Annotated in this window: 9 protein-coding genes and 2 pseudogenes; 7 read left to right on the top strand and 4 right to left on the bottom strand. The window is 60.2% G+C overall.

Going from position 1 to position 15,166, the window contains the following annotated elements; all coding sequences use genetic code 11:
• The first annotated feature begins 5 nt into the window (after positions 1-5).
• From C482_RS02740 to C482_RS02730, 3 genes and pseudogenes are all read left to right on the top strand, one after another.
• Positions 6-320: a hypothetical protein gene (locus C482_RS02740; RefSeq protein WP_049896417.1), complete on the top strand. Its 315-nt coding sequence runs from the start codon at positions 6-8 to the stop codon at positions 318-320.
• On the top strand, positions 313-1,860 hold the full coding sequence (locus C482_RS02735; RefSeq protein WP_006165883.1) for a sodium:solute symporter family protein: 1,548 nt from the start codon (positions 313-315) through the stop codon (positions 1,858-1,860). The genes C482_RS02740 and C482_RS02735 overlap by 8 nt, the downstream gene beginning before the upstream one ends.
• Positions 1,861-1,990: 130 nt before the next feature.
• Positions 1,991-2,373 (top strand): annotated as a pseudogene (locus tag C482_RS02730) (IS6 family transposase); the annotation flags it as partial.
• Between the two features lie 267 nt (positions 2,374-2,640).
• Here C482_RS02730 and C482_RS02725 read toward each other — a convergent pair.
• Together C482_RS02725 and C482_RS22190 are read right to left on the bottom strand one after the other, a co-directional pair.
• Positions 2,641-3,885 carry a tyrosine-type recombinase/integrase gene (locus C482_RS02725; protein ID WP_006165880.1) on the bottom strand — a complete coding sequence of 415 codons (1,245 nt, stop codon included), beginning with the start codon at positions 3,883-3,885 and terminating at the stop codon, positions 2,641-2,643.
• A 420-nt stretch (positions 3,886-4,305) separates the two neighbouring features.
• Positions 4,306-4,581: pseudogene (locus C482_RS22190) on the bottom strand (transposase); the annotation flags it as partial.
• Between the two features lie 368 nt (positions 4,582-4,949).
• Between C482_RS22190 and C482_RS02720 the strand changes: the two are divergent.
• Positions 4,950-5,210 carry a hypothetical protein gene (locus C482_RS02720; RefSeq protein WP_049896416.1) on the top strand — a complete coding sequence of 87 codons (261 nt, stop codon included), beginning with the start codon at positions 4,950-4,952 and terminating at the stop codon, positions 5,208-5,210.
• Positions 5,211-5,227: 17 nt separating this feature from the next.
• Here the strand turns inward: C482_RS02720 and C482_RS02715 are convergent, their stop codons facing one another.
• Both C482_RS02715 and C482_RS02710 read right to left on the bottom strand, forming a co-directional pair.
• Complete coding sequence (locus tag C482_RS02715; protein WP_006165878.1) at positions 5,228-5,545, bottom strand: hypothetical protein; 318 nt, start codon at positions 5,543-5,545, stop codon at positions 5,228-5,230.
• An 8-nt stretch (positions 5,546-5,553) separates the two neighbouring features.
• Positions 5,554-9,744 (bottom strand): hypothetical protein, encoded by a 4,191-nt coding sequence (locus C482_RS02710; protein ID WP_006165877.1) that lies wholly within the window; start codon positions 9,742-9,744, stop codon positions 5,554-5,556.
• A gap of 254 nt (positions 9,745-9,998) precedes the next feature.
• Here C482_RS02710 and C482_RS02705 point away from each other — a divergent pair, with 254 nt between their 5' ends.
• The 3 genes from C482_RS02705 (at position 9,999) to C482_RS02695 (ending at position 14,951) form a co-directional block, all read left to right on the top strand.
• Positions 9,999-10,529 (top strand): aspartate/glutamate racemase family protein, encoded by a 531-nt coding sequence (locus C482_RS02705; protein ID WP_006165876.1) that lies wholly within the window; start codon positions 9,999-10,001, stop codon positions 10,527-10,529.
• Positions 10,530-10,615: 86 nt separating this feature from the next.
• A complete protein-coding gene (locus C482_RS02700) occupies positions 10,616-13,627 on the top strand; it encodes a hypothetical protein (protein WP_049896415.1) in 3,012 nt (1,003 codons plus the stop codon).
• Positions 13,628-13,760: 133 nt separating this feature from the next.
• The gene (locus tag C482_RS02695) at positions 13,761-14,951 is read left to right on the top strand and encodes a hypothetical protein (protein WP_006165874.1); all 1,191 of its coding nucleotides are present in this window, start codon (positions 13,761-13,763) and stop codon (positions 14,949-14,951) included.
• Positions 14,952-15,166 lie beyond the last annotated feature (215 nt).

Genomic DNA, 15,166 nt, shown 5'->3' with positions numbered 1-15,166 from the left:
ACCCCATGGCTTGGAGTGAGAAGTGGCGGTCAGCTGACCGTCCAGACCCAGATGACATCCCAGACGAGTACAGCATTGCAACAAATTCCACAGAAAAACTGATGTGCTACTACTTCTGTGGTGTCACGGTCCTTTCGTACGTTGGCATTCGATTCGTCGGTACACAGGATCTGCTCGTTGCTGGTATTCCCGTCCTCATGTGGGTTATCGCAGTCATCGCCATGCTCGTTATACTTGGCCTCTACGTGATCTTCAGTCACAACTCGGGTAGTGAGACAATCACCGACATTGGTAATCAGACGGATCTCGACAATGAGTAATCAGCAACTGCTTCCACTGCAATCGCTACCGCCTGAGCTGTCGGAGACGATCGCAGCGAACCTACCGATCGCACTCGCAATCCTGGCCGGCTATCTGCTCGTCTTCGTCCTCATCACTCACCTTGCCAGACGTGGGCAAGCGAGCGGCCTGTCCGATCACATCGTTGCCTCCCGTGGTCTAAGCTGGCTCGTTGCGTCGCTTACGCTCGTTGCCACGGTGTTAAGCGGTGTTGGGATGGCCGGGTTTCCCGGAACGGTGTACTCAGTTGGGTTCTCGTTCATCGCAATGATTCTCGCCGGATACGCCGTGACTGCGCCAGCGGTCTGGTATCTTGGTCGCCGAATGTGGCTCGTCGGGAAGGAACACGACTTCCAGACACCTGGTGATCTGTTGGGTGACTACTACCAGAGTGATACCGTTCGTCTCTACACGGTCATCTCGAGCGTCGCCTTCAATACGACGTACATCGTTGCGCAGTTGCTCGCCGGCGGCCTCATCTTGATGATTCTAACTGGTGGTGTCGTGTCGTTCGAAATGGGTGTGCTCTTGCTCGCAGCCGTCGTCGCAGTGCATCTTATCACGACGGGGATGCGCGGTATCGCGTATCTCGATACGTTTAACGGCGTCCTCATTTCGGTGCTTCTCGGTGCGTTCGGTGTGTTCATTATTAGCCACGCCGGCGGGGTCGCGGACGTGTTTACGAGCCTCGGAAGCGAGCGTGCGGGCTACACCACTGCACCCGGGCTGACACAGCTGTTTACGCCGGAGGTTATCCTCATCGTTGGGATTCTGTTCACCGTGGGCAACTCCCTGATCGCACCGGCTGCATGGATTCGAATGTATTCTGTCGACGCTGAGGAGAACTTCGCTAAGGTGGCTGCGATGATGGTCGGTGTCTTGACGGTTATCTACATCTTTGGGACGAGTTTCATCGGCATCTACGGACAGACAGTGATGCCGGATGGGACGAACCCTGATACAGTCTCCTCACTGCTTGCTTTCGAGGTGATGCCCTTTAGTCTCGCTGTCTTGTTCCTCGTCGGTGTCCTCGCTGCGATAATTTCCACGACGGACTCCTATGCGCACGTTCTGGCTGCGACAGTCTCGCGTGACCTTATCAGGGAATTCATCAACCCGGACATCTCCGAGGAACACGAGTTGCTCCTCAATAAGGTCGTTATCTCATTGACAATGATCGCGGGTGCTGTCGGTGCACTCGTTTACCCGAACTTGATCACGCCGCTTGCCCTCTTCGTCGTCGCGATCTCGGTACAATTGTTCACACCACTGATGGGTGCTGTTGCGTGGCCGCGTGCGTCGACAGAAGCTGCTATCATTGCACCGGCTGTGGCGACACTGCTCCTCGTGTTATTCCAGTTCCACGTGATCCCAAATCCATACATAACCCCACTCGTTCCGGGTATTCTCACGGCTACTGCCACCAATTTCTTCCTATTCATCGCCATCAGTTATCTCACTCCCCCACAACCACTCAGTAAACTAGAAGAATATCATGGGCTTATCAACCAAAAGCTCTAGCCTTCACGCTATATGCTGGTCAGAGGAACGCTGGTCAGAGTGCGTTTGAAGAAGTGAGGCGGTGGAATTCGTGGAACTGATGTCAGAATTCAGCCGTCTCACGTACCCTATCACCGACATTCGATTAGGTGACGAGACTGCTGTCAAAATCAACGGAGAACGGTCTTGGTTGTATTCTACAATAGACCCCGACACAAAGTGGATTCTCGACGCCCAGTTGTTCGGACGCTACGGCATCGATCCGGCAGCTGTGTTCCTGCATGAACTCCGCGGAAAACACGATCTCTCAGAGGCGGTGTTTCTCGCCGATCAGTTTGGCTATCGGACTGCCATTGCTCGATTAGGGCTGAACGGTCAGATGGATTATACCGACTGAAAATCTCATCGAAACGTGTTTACACCTTCAAAATTCGGGTTGACCGTTTCCGTAACTCATGGGTTGACAGTTGGGCGAGCGCACGCAAATGAATTGAACAGTTCATACATTACTCCAACCACCAGAGACCCCATTAATCACTCGATAGACAAATCCCATCTGACGAGGTGCTACACCAAGCAGTGCCGAACCATCTTCCCAGCATCACACGGTTCAGAAGATATTGCGCTATGGGATTTATTGGGGCAATAATCCTGCTCGACGCATCGCCCATCTCAACGCAACACTCCCTTCAGACAGGCAAAACAGTCTATAAAAGAAGCCCCTGCAATTTCCAATTCTAAAAGGGACTCAAGTCCGCTCCACAAGCCCCACAACATATCTCACCAGACACAGCGCTAGAATTATGCATCCGCAAACACCGCTGCGAGTCGCTCGCGCATGAAATCACGGCGGTACTCCCGCCGCTCGGCCTCTGAGAGATAGTTCTTCAGCACGACAGACGCATCGGCACTGCCCTGGTCGGCCGCGATGACGTCCAGGTTTTCGAGGAGGTCACTCATCGCTTCGTTATACGTTGTATACCAGAATCGTCGGCCCATCTTCGATGTCGGTTGCTCACTACGGACGCGCACGTCAGCTCGATCTGCGAGGCGCTGAAATCGCGCTTGGACGGTTTCACCGGTGATATATGCACGATTCGCGTTCGGCGAAGGGAACAGATAGCCCGACCAGTCACGGTTCTGTGCTCCAAGTTTGTCGACTCGGTTGGCCAGTTCCGGTACGCCATAGATCAACGCCACCGTTCCCGGCCCGTTCTTTCGTTCCTCGAACGCAATGTGTGGCTCGTCGGACTCGAGTTCGAGCTGTGAGACGTGCAGGCTCGCGACCTCGTTTCGGCGCAGCCCCCACGCACAGAGCGCGAGGACGAGTAGTCCGTCGTCTCGGGAGTCCGCAGCGGCGTATATCTCCCGCACCTGTTCCGGTGAGAGCGCTGCGTTGTCGGGTTCGGCTCGCGACCAGTTGTACTCCTCGTCGATCGATTTGACGGGGTTGAACGACGCCTTCGCCCGCCGTTCGAGGTGCTCGTAGAACTGAGATACGTCGCTGTGATAGCGCAGTTTCGACGCGTCAGTACTGAGTTCGGCGTTCAGTTCGTCGAACACCGCGAGTGCGCGGCGAATCTCGTCGCTCTCCGTGCCGGGATCAGCGACGCGCTCGACGAGGTTCGCTTGCCCGTGTAAATCTCGGTATAGCCGGGAATAGGTCGCCAAGCGCGACTGTTTCGTCCGTACCGTTGTCTCGGCGAGTTGCCGACGACGATCGAGCGTTCGCAAGTAGGACTCGAGTTCAGTGATCGTGGATTCGTCGTCGATAGCCCACTGGTACGACGCACTGCTGCTCGTGTTCGTCTCTGTGTTCGTGTCCTCGTAGCCCACAGTAGCCAAAAATTCCGAGAGCGTCTGGTCGTGGTGTTCACGCAGTGCATAGGCAATTCCAGAGTAGCCGGCGTCAGCCACGTCCTGGTACGTTGGTCGCGTCGTAAGATCGACGCCGTTTCGCCGGAGTGTGGGCTCGATCTCGCTATGCCAGGTCTCCTGCAGGTCGTCGAGAGACTGTCTCGACCAGTTGTAGTGTTCGCTGCTCATGCGGAGTCACGATTTCCGTGATTTCTGGTGAGACAGCCCTGTTCCGGAGTAGAGGGGTGATTTGAAGCCGGCCATTTTCGTACGCCTCAGTTTATGTGACAGTTGTATAAAACTACTGCTTAGTCGGTTGTCGCAGAGTGGACAACCAAAATAAGCAATCTCGCTTCCGATAAGGTCTACTACAACATGAATCGTATGTCGATATATCGAATATGTCCGGATGTGTTTCTCACAGTCTCAGAGAATAGACCAGTTCTAGGTTGAATCACCGTCAGTTCGTGGTTTTATTTGGCGGTCGTGAACCGATTTTGAACTCCCTTGATTCGATCTGCCAAGAGAATATACAGAACCTCGTGGATTTTGGCGTTGCTGAACAGCGTTACTACTCCTAAGCGGCGAACCCAGTAGGGGAGCAATCGGTCAGTCAGGTGGAATCAGTGCCGAAACGACTATCTCGACGCACTCACCAGGGTTAGGTCCGGCGCGTAGTCCATGTCTCCGTCTACACTGCTTTCGGCAGGAAATCTGTGAGCCGACAGATATTGTAGAGTAACACCGCAAACACGAAGTAGAACAGCCTCACTCTGTAGTCCTTCGAGGAGGTCTTCGCAAGGAATCGTTCTTGAGCGATTTATATTCGTTTTCGACCTGCCAGCGACGCCTGTAACGCCGGCAAAACGGCTCGGCTTCCTCTGGGATGTCTGGAGCGAATCGTTCCAGACTATCCTCGTTGATCCAGTCCTTGATCGACTTCGGAAAGAGGTGCTGTCGATCCTGATCGCACTCAATAAAATTATATCTCACGGCTGTGATACACCTACGGAAGCGGGTTCACGCTAGTAAGTTGTACCGATACATCTCTGACGCAGCTTAGATATATGAGTCGTTGCCCCAGGTTGTTCGGACAGGCTCTGCACCCCACGATTATTGATCACGACCCTGAGGAGCATGGGCGTACGTCGAGTCCGAGATCGACGAGTAACTGGTCGCCCACGAGGTTCGGACAGTCTCGCAACAATGCCGCTGTCGGAACGATTTTGCGGATGTCGTCCCTCGATGGACCAATGCGAGTACTCGAGAGGAAGCCGTACTCCTATATTCTGCTGGACCGCGATGGGGAGTGGATTCTCACCTTTCTCCTCGGCGGACCGATAGAGCGCGATGTATCTGTGCGATTGACGCTGGTGGAGGTCACCGCGATCGAAGACGGCGACTCCTCAGCGGAGGATCTCGTCGAGACGTTCCGTGCGGATCCCTCGGTTTACGAGGACAGACAGGTCACGCCCACGGTCTGGCTGGCCAAGGAGGACGACCGTGAGACATAACAGTGCCGACCCGTCCGTCAGTGTTCTTCCGTTTCGAGCGGAACGTGCCTGTTCAGTGTCCGAACGAAGTCCGTTTCTTCAATCGTAGTCAGCGACTCGTATCTCGACAGTTCTTCGAGCAGCCAGTCGCCGGCACAGGCGTCGACGAACTCGGTCCACTCCTCGACCTGGAACTCATCGAAGTCGTAGGACGTGCCGCCGAGACCGTGGCCCTTGCCCTGGTAGAGCCGAATCTCACAATCTTCGAAGGAGAGTCTGAGTACTTTCGGCCAGTCGCGACTGTGGGGCCTGTTGGCGTCGTGATCCGGACTCGAAATGACGTAGTAGGTTGTCATGGGAATGATCAGCGGTCGGCTCGACCGTCCGTGCTCGAATCGGGGTCACTCTCACCGTTAGCTTTGAAGACGGCAGATTCGAGGTCCTCGCCGCCCGCTGTGCGGAGTGCCTGACCGAGCAGGTAGGTGTGGTCTGCCTGGGCTCGGGGATTCCCCGTCGGAAGCATGTCGACGGCCCGCGAGAAGGTTCGAACCACTGCGTCGTCGGTTCCGAGGACGCCCGCCTCGCTCGCCGTCTGGACGGACTGACGGACAGCCTCGACACACGCCTCGACCTCGGCGGATGGTTGACCCTGCGTCGTTCCTGCGACGACGATGTCGGCGTACACCCCCTCCAAGAACGCCGCCGGGTCGTCGACGTTGCTCCCTGCGACGAACGCCCGGAGTTCCGAATCGAGGCGGCGACGCCACGCATCGACCCCGTCGGTGACCCCTTCGACGTACGCGCGAGTGTAGACATCACCGACGAACGTAGTGGGGTCCTCGGGACACTCCCTGGTCGCAGTCGTCTCCATGCGTTCGGTGAGGATGTCCAGCCACTCCTCGGTATTGGGGTGGTCGTGTCCGAGTGCGAGCGCCTCGGCATAGATTCGCTCGAAAACCTCAGCCCGTTCGATGCCGACCCACTCGAAGGACAGGTCCTCGACGGCCGCAACGACTTCCGTGACGCCGAGTTGAACTTTCGCGGGGTCAGACTCGATTGCGAGTGCTAGTGCGGTGCCGTAGACCGAGGCGACGTAGTTGACGGGATGCGGTGGGTTGTCCGCTGCCGTCGCAGCATCCTCGATCTGGGTGAGCACCACCTGCACGAGCCGGTCGTGCGTTCGCTCGCCGACGTCGGTCCGCGTCAGCACTGCCAGGAGGATCGCCGCGTCCGCCTCCGCGAACGCGTCGAACCACTCCACCTTGCTCGGACCGTCGATCTCCCAGCGACACTTGCGAAGGGAACTGCCGAGCGAGGGGAGCCACTCCCCAGCAAGCGCCGCCTCCCCGTTGGCTGCCCAGTTCGCTGCTGCATCACCGTACACGCCACGCAGGAACGCCACTGGATCGTCGACCAGTTCGGCCGTGCCGGCGACTGTCTCGATGCAGTCGGTGAGGGTCTCAAACCAGACGCGCCCCCTGCGTGGCGAGATCCCAGCCACCGACTCGTCGTCGAATCCGCGGACGTGGGTCGACAGCGCCCCGCTGTAGACCGCCGTCAGGTATTGCGCTCGACCTCGATGAGGGCCGTCGGCCACTGCCGCCTGTCTTACGGACCCGTCGTACAGGACGATCCAGTCATCGAACCCGTTCGAACCGGGGAACGGCAGCGCGTTGTTGTATGGGCCGTCCTTGACCCCGACGGGGTCTTTGTACTCGATGCCAGCGAACGCCGCGAGTGCTCCGGCGTGGAGAGCTGCACGATACGCCCACTCCTCGTCGCCGATACCCGACGCCACGATGGTCTCGACGAGTCGGTCGCACGCCTCGAACAACAGGTCCGCACGGTCGAAGTCCCGATATCCGACGGCGTTTCGGATTCCATGCCCGTAGACAGCAACGATGAACGCCGCCGTGTCGTCGAGATCGGTGGCTGTCGCAGTTCGGCAGATGTCTGCCCCGAGCGCCGCCAGCCAGGACTCGGTTCGGTCCGCGGGACACTCGAACTCGAACCAGCAGAACCCTATCGCGCCGGCGTAGGCGTACTCTACCAACTCTTCTTGGTTAGCCAGACTGCCCACCGATCCGAGTGATCCCCTGACTCGGGAGCCGAGCGCGTCCACCCAGGTGGACAGGTTCTCGGGTGGACACGCCGCGCCAGCCACGGCCCCGAACATGGACGCGAAACTGTTCCCGAGGACGAAGGCAACCAACTCGTCGCCGTGGGTCGCTGCGGCCTGCTCGACGAGGTTACACATCGGTGCGAGCACCTCCTCGGCCGCCGAGTTGTCGGTACTCTCGACGAGTCGCCCGACTGTGATGCCGTAGATACGACAGAGCAGCGTCAGTCCCGTTTTCCCGGCGATTGTCTCCGAATCGACGACTTCGTGGAGTAACTGGCCGACGGTCGCGAGCGCCCCCTGGTTCAGGTCCGCGCCGCCCGCTGACCTTGCGAGCCTCGCCAGCGCCGTCGCGAAAGCGGTCACGAATGGTTCGACGTCGCCACCGACCGACTCCCGTCCGTGTGGGGTCGCGGTCTCGTTCGTGAGCGTCAGTGCACGGACCGCGAGCGTCTCAACCCACTCGTCGGCCGTCGGGCGCTCGCTCGCCACAGTCGCCATCGCAATCCCGGAAACAGATCCCCGGTATCTGATGGCCTCGTCGGCGGTGCCACGATTCTGCGCGACGCCCGCGACGAGGTCCTCGACCAGGGTCAGCCACTGCCTGGTGGCACTTGGTCGCGCAGTCTGCGCGACGATATCGATGGCCTCGCCGACCAACTGGCCCACGAACGCCGCGTCGAGGTCGGCGTCGGGGATGCCTGCGATCGCTGCCAGGGTACTCTGGTCCGTAATCGGATCCACGTCGAGCGTCCGACGGGTCGGTGATCGGACGTCCGGCCAGCCCATCGCGTCCAGCAGGTCTTCTGCGACCGCCCGGGGCGTCCGATCGGGCGCGACATCGGCGTCACCCAGGCTGAACTCGGTGCGGTCGCGCCAGGCGGCGACGTCGGCACAGCCAGCCCGGTCGGCGATGGCGTCGAGTTGTTCGCGGTGCTCGTCGTCACAGATGAGTACTGCGCCCGAACAGACCCTGTCCGCGACCCAGTCGACCAGCGCCCGAACACCGGCGTCGCTCATAATCCGTGCCGGCTCGGCACCGTAGGCTGCGACCACGACCGCGTTCGGCGTGGCGTCGATACCTGCCCTGATGTGGTCGGGCTGGCGAAGATCAGGGAGTTTGACTGTCGCCCCCCACGTCGTGAGTTCCGTGGCGACGCGCGCTGCGAGCCCTCGCTTCCCGCTCGCAGCCGGTCCAGAGAGGACGACGACCCCGTCATCCAGCGCGTCGACGATCTCGTCGACGTCTGGTCCTGCCCGTTTGTCGGCTGCATCGGCGAACTCCCGCTCTGTTGCAGTCGCGTCTAACTCTTTGGGTCCGTCCCAGTGCCAGGCACCGACGAGCGGCGACGATCCGTATTTATCGGGCCCCATCGAAACGTCGTCGAGCGACGGTGCGACCGTTTGCATGGCGGATTTGACATCCGCGAACGACTCGCGCGCCTGGGCGAGGGCTAATTCGGGTTCGGATTGAGCGTCGAGTCGCTCGCCGATTTTCGCCCGCATCGACTCGGATGCGAACACCCGAAGCTGTTCGATCGTCCCCGGTGGGAGGTCGAAGGCGATTTCGAGCGCTTGGGCGGCCCCGGCCAGCGGCCGATGTCGGACGAACGGTTCGAGCCACGCCGTGTCCTCTTCCCCCACCGAACTCGCGACGAGCAGGATCGCGGTGCGGACAGCCGGCGAGTCCACACGCCGCTGTCGACCGACGCCCCCATCTCGCGGGCAGAGGTCCGAGGCGAGGTCTCGGGCTGCCTCTCCGAGTGGCTCGACCGAGGCGTCGGACTCCTCGACTACAGCCCTGACGTCAGGTTCGAACAGAACCGTTTCGGACCCGTGCTTCGAGAGCGAGAGGAAGGCTGCGGGCGTGACGCTCTCATCGACGGTTCCGATCTGTTCCTGGAGTCGCTCGCTCTTGAAGTCGTAGCTGGGGACGGTAACGCGTTCGATGAGGGACGAGTTTTCCTCATACCCCGGTCCGGCCGTATTCCGCGCGTAGATGGTTTCGCGAATCTCGTGGAAGGACTCGCCGTAGTCCGTGGGCGGCGTTCGAACCACGAACACGGAATCGACCCGCGCGAGGAGATCACTGGACACGGGGTGACCGCGCTGGTACAGCCAGTCGAGGCTCCATGGCCGTGTCACGAGCACCCCACCACCGGGACGTGCGAATAGGGTGCTCATTCCGGAGGGCTCCCCGTCGGTCGCCCAGTCCTCGTGGTCGCGGTCGACCAGTACCGACACGAAGTCGTCGACGACTACGAGTTCGTCGTCATCCACGGCTGTCATTTCTGCCAACCGCTCGACGGACGGCCCGAGCGTCCGGAGGTGGTGTGACTTTCCGACGCTGGGCGCACCCAGGACGAGGGTCACCTTCCCCGGCTTGACCCCATCGCACAGTTCGTCAGGCGAAACTTCTCGAATAGTGGTATCCATGTGTTCACGAAAACCGACTCCGTCGACGACCCTGTCCGAACGTCAGACACCATCGGTTCTGGACTTCGATACGAAACCCGGTGAGTAAAAGGATTTACAATCGGTCCGACCGCCCGCCAACTGACCGCAGTCCACGACGAGGGCCGCGAGCGCCGCCTGGGACTGTGGACCCACCAACACCAACTCCTCGTCGCCGCTGTAGACATGCGCCGATCACTCTTCTCGAGTATGTGTCCACGGGAAATCGTGATTCGATGAGTGAGATCCAAATCGTCGGTGTTCTCGGTGGAATGAGTAGCCAATCGACGAGCGAATACTATCGGCTCATCGACGACAGTATCAGCGACGCCCGTGGCGGCCACGCGGCTGGTGAGTATCTGGCGCGGGCGGCCACGCAACTGGAGGCCGCTGGTGCGGACTTCGTCGTCATGGCGACGAATACGATACACAAAGTCGCCCCGATGATTCGGGCGGCCCTGACAGTTCCGTTCGTCCACATCGTCGACGTTGCTGCCGATGCAATCTCGGCGGCTGGCATCATCTTCGAGGAATTGACGAACGGCGTCGTTCGAGCGGAGTCTCGAGACACGCATCTGGCGGTGATCGACGAACTGTGTAGTGCGGGGGGAGACGGACTCGTCCTCGCCTGCATGGAGAGTGAACTGTTCGTCGAACAGGACGACCGACCGGACGTGCCGATATTCGACACGACGGCGTTGCAGGCCGAGCGGGCTGTCGAACTGAGCCTGGGAGCACGGACCGACGCGAATTTGATCACCGAGTAACGACGGGGTCGCCAACCGAGTCACGCCGCACTCCCGGCGGGAGCGGGATGATATTATTTATCACCGACAGGATAGTAGCGTTCCCAATGAACGACGGTAGGTCGGAGCGGTCGAGCGAGGACACTGCACCCGAAGACGAGCAGGCTGCGCTGGCCAGGGAGCTTCGCTTCGCTGTCAGGGACGCGTGTAAAGCGGATGACCTCGAGACACTCCAGCCCAGTCTCGACCGGTTCGAGGTCCTGCTAGCGGACTACCCCGGACACGAGGACGTGCGGCGAGAATTCGCGTCGGCACTCTCGCTGGCGATGTATCACGCCGGTGAGGTCGGTCGGGTACAGGACCTTGTCCGGTGGGAAGCGCGTCTCGCTGAACTGGCCGCAGCGTTCAGGAACGACCCGCACGTCCAGTTTCGCTGTTCGCGGGCGCTCGCCAATGCAACCGTCGCCCTCCAGGCGGCTGGTCGTGCCGAAGATCTCCTGCAGACGCTCGAGCGGATCGAGACCGTGGCCGATGAGTCCTCGGCCGAGGACGTGCAGTACCAACTCGCCAGGGCGCTGTGTACCGTGGTGGAGTACGAAATCGAGACCCGACGCTTCTGGGATCATGAGCGCCATCTCGACCGGCTCGAAACCCTCGCCGAAACCCACCCTGGAAACGACGGGATTCAACAGCAACTCGCTAGCGCATTGCAAACCACGAGTCATCGCGACGGGATCGCACAGCGATTCGAGGACCGTCAAGCACGACTCGACCGTCTCGAAACGCTCGCTACAACCAACAACCCGGTTTATATACCCGTCCCTCCGATCGGAATACAAGTCACTTTCGCGAAGGCGCTCAAACAGGCTGTGTCAGCCGATTTGGCTGCTGGTCGCCTCGAGGACGGCCAGGCACAACTGGAGCGGCTCGATTCCCTCGCCGCGAGCTACCCGGAGCTTGACAGGCTCCAGACCCAACTCGCCAAGGCGATCCTCGCAACCATCCATCACGAGGGGCGAGCCGGCATGCTTGACAGCTTCCGGGCCCGTATCGATCAACTCGAAACCGTTGCCGAACGCAATCCCGAGTATGTCGCCGTGCAACGCACCTTCGCCAATGCGCTCCTCACCGCCGTGGAACACGAGGCCAAGTCCGGCCACCTCGACCGCAGTCAGACCCACGTCGACCGCCTCGAACGGCTGGTCCATGATCGCCCAGATACCCACGGATTGTATCCACTGTTGGCCAGGGCGCTCACCGCTGATGCGCGATTCCGGGGGAGAGACGAACAGTTCGGTGTCCTTCACCATCACCTCGACCGGCTCGCACAGCTCAGCATGGAGGCTGCCGACGAGACGGCAATCGATCTAGAGTTCTCCGAAGCGCTCGTCAACGCCACATACGCCGAAGGGATGGCCGGCCGGCTTGACGATCAATGTCGCCACCTCGAAGGGTTGGCGCAACTGGCTGAGGACCACGGGGACGCCGAGCTGTACCGCCGACTCGCCAAAGGGCTGTTCAATGCCACGCATGCGGCGGGCGAGGCGGCGGAATTCGAAGCCCAACGCCGCCACCTCGAACGGCTCGAAGCGTTGGCCGACGAACGCGACGATTCAGTGATTCGAGCGAAACTTGCGCTCACCCTCTACACTGCCACGATTCACTCGTGTCGAGGCGAGCAGTTCGCCGACGTCCGGACGTGGCTCGATCACCTCGAAACGCTGACTGCGACGTACCCCAACACCGACGACGGCCACTTCAACCTCGCCAGGGCGCTTCGCACTGCTGTTAAATACCTTGGGGAAGCCGGGCAGTTCGACCGGCAACGACAGCATCTCAACCACCTCAAAGCGGTGGCCGACGACTATTCCGACACCGGTGCGGTTCAGGTCGAACTCGCAAAAGCTCTCCATGCCTGTGCGAAGACTCGTCTGGAAGCGGGGCGACTCGACACGTTTCCAGAGTGGCTCAACCGTCTCGAAGCCCTCGCCGTCGATTCAGACAGCGACGAGGTTCACTGTGAACTTGGCAAAGCCTACGTCAACGCCACCAAGTACCTAGGGCGAGCCGAGCGGTTCGAAACGGTCGATGCGTACGTGGCCCGCCTTGAAGAAATCGCCGCGGCCTATCCCGGAGACGCCGAGATCCACCTGCAACTCGGCAAGGGGCTCGTCAATGGCGTCTCGTATCCAAGCAAAGCTGGCCAGTTCGAGGTCGCGTTCCAGCGTCTCGACCGACTCGACGAGCTGGTTACCGAGTTCCAGGAACACTCCGAAATCAACCGCTGCCTCGGGAAGGCACTCAGGGTTGCCATACGGAATCTGGGAGAAGCTGGCCGATTCGAGGCCCTCTCATCCCGGCTCGATCGAGTAGAACGCCTGGCCGACCAACACGCCGAGGACGAGGAAATTCAACGCCAGTTCGCTACCGCGCTGTGGTATGCCAGCTACTACGAGGGTGAGGCGGAACGATTCCCGGACCAACGGGAGTATATCGACCGTCTCGAAGCGCTCTCTAGGACCCATACCGAGAATGAGGGGGTTCACGACCGATTCGCGCAGGCTCTCGGAAACGCCGTCATCGACGACGGACGGTCCGGGCAGTTCGACTCGCTCCACCAGCACCTCGACCGCCTCGAAACGCTCGCCGAGACACACCCATCCGTCGACGATATCCAGTGGCGACTCGCTGGCGCTCTGGTCAACGCCTCGCACCACGAAGGCGAAGCCGGGCTGGTTGCGGACCTCCCGAGCTACCTCGACCGTCTCGACGACCTCGTTGACGAGTATCCCGAGAAAGAACGGCTGTATCCTCGTCTCGCCAAGATGCTCAACAACTGCGCGACGTATCTGGGCGAAGCCGGACAAGTGGACGACCAGCAACAGTACCTCTGTCGGCTGGAAGCGGTGGCCAACGAGTACCCCAATACCGACGAGATTCAGGAGCAATTCGCTGACGCGCTGGAGAGTGCGACCGCAAACGCTGACGAGTCCGAAGACGAGATGGGAAACATCGATCCACTTGCACGCCTCGAAACGTTGACCACCAAGTATCCAGACAACGACGTGATTCAGGAGTATTGTCGTGAGGCCCGCGATGGTGTTCAGGGTCCCGACTAGGATGCCAGTCAGTCGAGTGATCGGTACTAAGCGTCCGAGTATCGACGGAAGACCCGAACGCTTATGCCCACATTCCTCCGTTTTTTAACATGAATAGTCGCGTACCGCGCCGATTGCCACGGAGTGGGAAACGATGAGACACACCGTTACGGAGGAGTGGTGGCAGCGTCTCGGCGGGGAACGCGAGCGCGTCATCACGGATGGATCTCCGACGGGTGACGGAGGCCTCTACGTCGTTGGCTGGATCGAAACTGGTCCGAGACGTGGCGATGGCCAGGGTGGATTCCTCACGCGGATGGACACTGTGGGTACCGTCACCTGGGAGTTCTCCTGGAGTGACACGCGACGCCCGAGGGCGGTCACGGTGACACCAACGGGACCAGTCGTCGCTGGGAAGACCAGTGCCGCCGAGACTGGCCGTTCGGATGAGGAAACGCCAGCCTGGATCGCGTCGTTCACGACCGACGGCGACCGACGCTGGGAGCACGGGTATCCGAACGGCGACGGTGACAGCTTCGAGACGGTGGTCGCGACACCGGACGGCGTCGTCGCTGGTGGCAGTACTGGCAAGTACACCAAGCGGACGCCCGATTCCTGGGAACGGGTCTACGGAACCAGGGACTGGCTGCTGGCGGTCGACATTGAGGACGGGACGGAACGCTGGAGCGAGAGTTACTACGGCAACGACTGCACGTCGCTTGTCGCGGACGGGACGGACGAACTGCGGTACGTCGGTGGCTCACGCGTCGTCTGGATCGCCAGCGACGGGACTGAGGAACGGAGTCAGTACTACGATGCTGAGACTGGCAGTAGCGATACGCTCGACAGTATTGCACCCGGTCATCGAGCCGGGGACAGCGTCATCGCCGGCAAAGCGTGGGAAGATCAGGAGTGGAATCCCGCCCGATTGCTCGTCATCGACGCCGACGGTGAGATCGTCCTCGAACGATTCCCTGGCCTTCCCGGCTGGAGTAACTTCGGCAAGGATGCAGTCACGAACGAGGATGGCTACCTGTTATCGGGGACGACACTACTGGACAACTGCTCTCTTCCGTGGCTGACCTGTTTCACAGAGTTCGGGGACCCGATGGACTTTCGGTTCGTGGTCCGTGATCCAGGCCCAACCACTGATCCCGCACTCAGAATTGCAGACCACAAATCGGGTGGGATTCCTATCAGTCCCGAGGGCTATCCCGTCACTGGTCGACACGCCGCCGTAGATGTTCTCGTATCGACGCAGGATGGGCTGTTTGTGGTCTACAACGAGCACGACAAGTCGCAGTCACCCGAACAGCGAAAAACCTGGATCGGGTATCTGACGTAGCTGTGTTCGACGGTCCCGGGCTCATACCACGGGCGGAGAAACTCTGGAACCCGAGAACTACAGGTCGTCCTCTTGGACGAGTGCCCCGTCGTCTTCGGGTAGACATACTCGCCGGCGTCGAGTCCATCGAGAAACGCGTCGAGGTACGCTGCGAAGGAGGTCGCGTTCACGTCACGGGTGGGCTGCTCGTGCCACCACTCGATGACGGGCGTCTC

This window comes from Natrialba chahannaoensis JCM 10990 (assembly GCF_000337135.1).
Taxonomy (GTDB): domain Archaea; phylum Halobacteriota; class Halobacteria; order Halobacteriales; family Natrialbaceae; genus Natrialba; species Natrialba chahannaoensis.
This window is presented reverse-complemented; position numbering and strand designations above follow the sequence as displayed.

Coding starts and splice junctions, on each gene's coding strand:
- C482_RS02740 (WP_049896417.1), top strand. CDS start 6: ATGGCTTGGAGTGAGAAGTGGCGGTCAGCTGACCGTCCAGACCCAGAT.
- C482_RS02735 (WP_006165883.1), top strand. CDS start 313: ATGAGTAATCAGCAACTGCTTCCACTGCAATCGCTACCGCCTGAGCTG.
- C482_RS02725 (WP_006165880.1), bottom strand. CDS start 3,885: ATGAGCAGCGAACACTACAACTGGTCGAGACAGTCTCTCGACGACCTG.
- C482_RS02720 (WP_049896416.1), top strand. CDS start 4,950: ATGCGAGTACTCGAGAGGAAGCCGTACTCCTATATTCTGCTGGACCGC.
- C482_RS02715 (WP_006165878.1), bottom strand. CDS start 5,545: ATGACAACCTACTACGTCATTTCGAGTCCGGATCACGACGCCAACAGG.
- C482_RS02710 (WP_006165877.1), bottom strand. CDS start 9,744: ATGGATACCACTATTCGAGAAGTTTCGCCTGACGAACTGTGCGATGGG.
- C482_RS02705 (WP_006165876.1), top strand. CDS start 9,999: ATGAGTGAGATCCAAATCGTCGGTGTTCTCGGTGGAATGAGTAGCCAA.
- C482_RS02700 (WP_049896415.1), top strand. CDS start 10,616: ATGAACGACGGTAGGTCGGAGCGGTCGAGCGAGGACACTGCACCCGAA.
- C482_RS02695 (WP_006165874.1), top strand. CDS start 13,761: ATGAGACACACCGTTACGGAGGAGTGGTGGCAGCGTCTCGGCGGGGAA.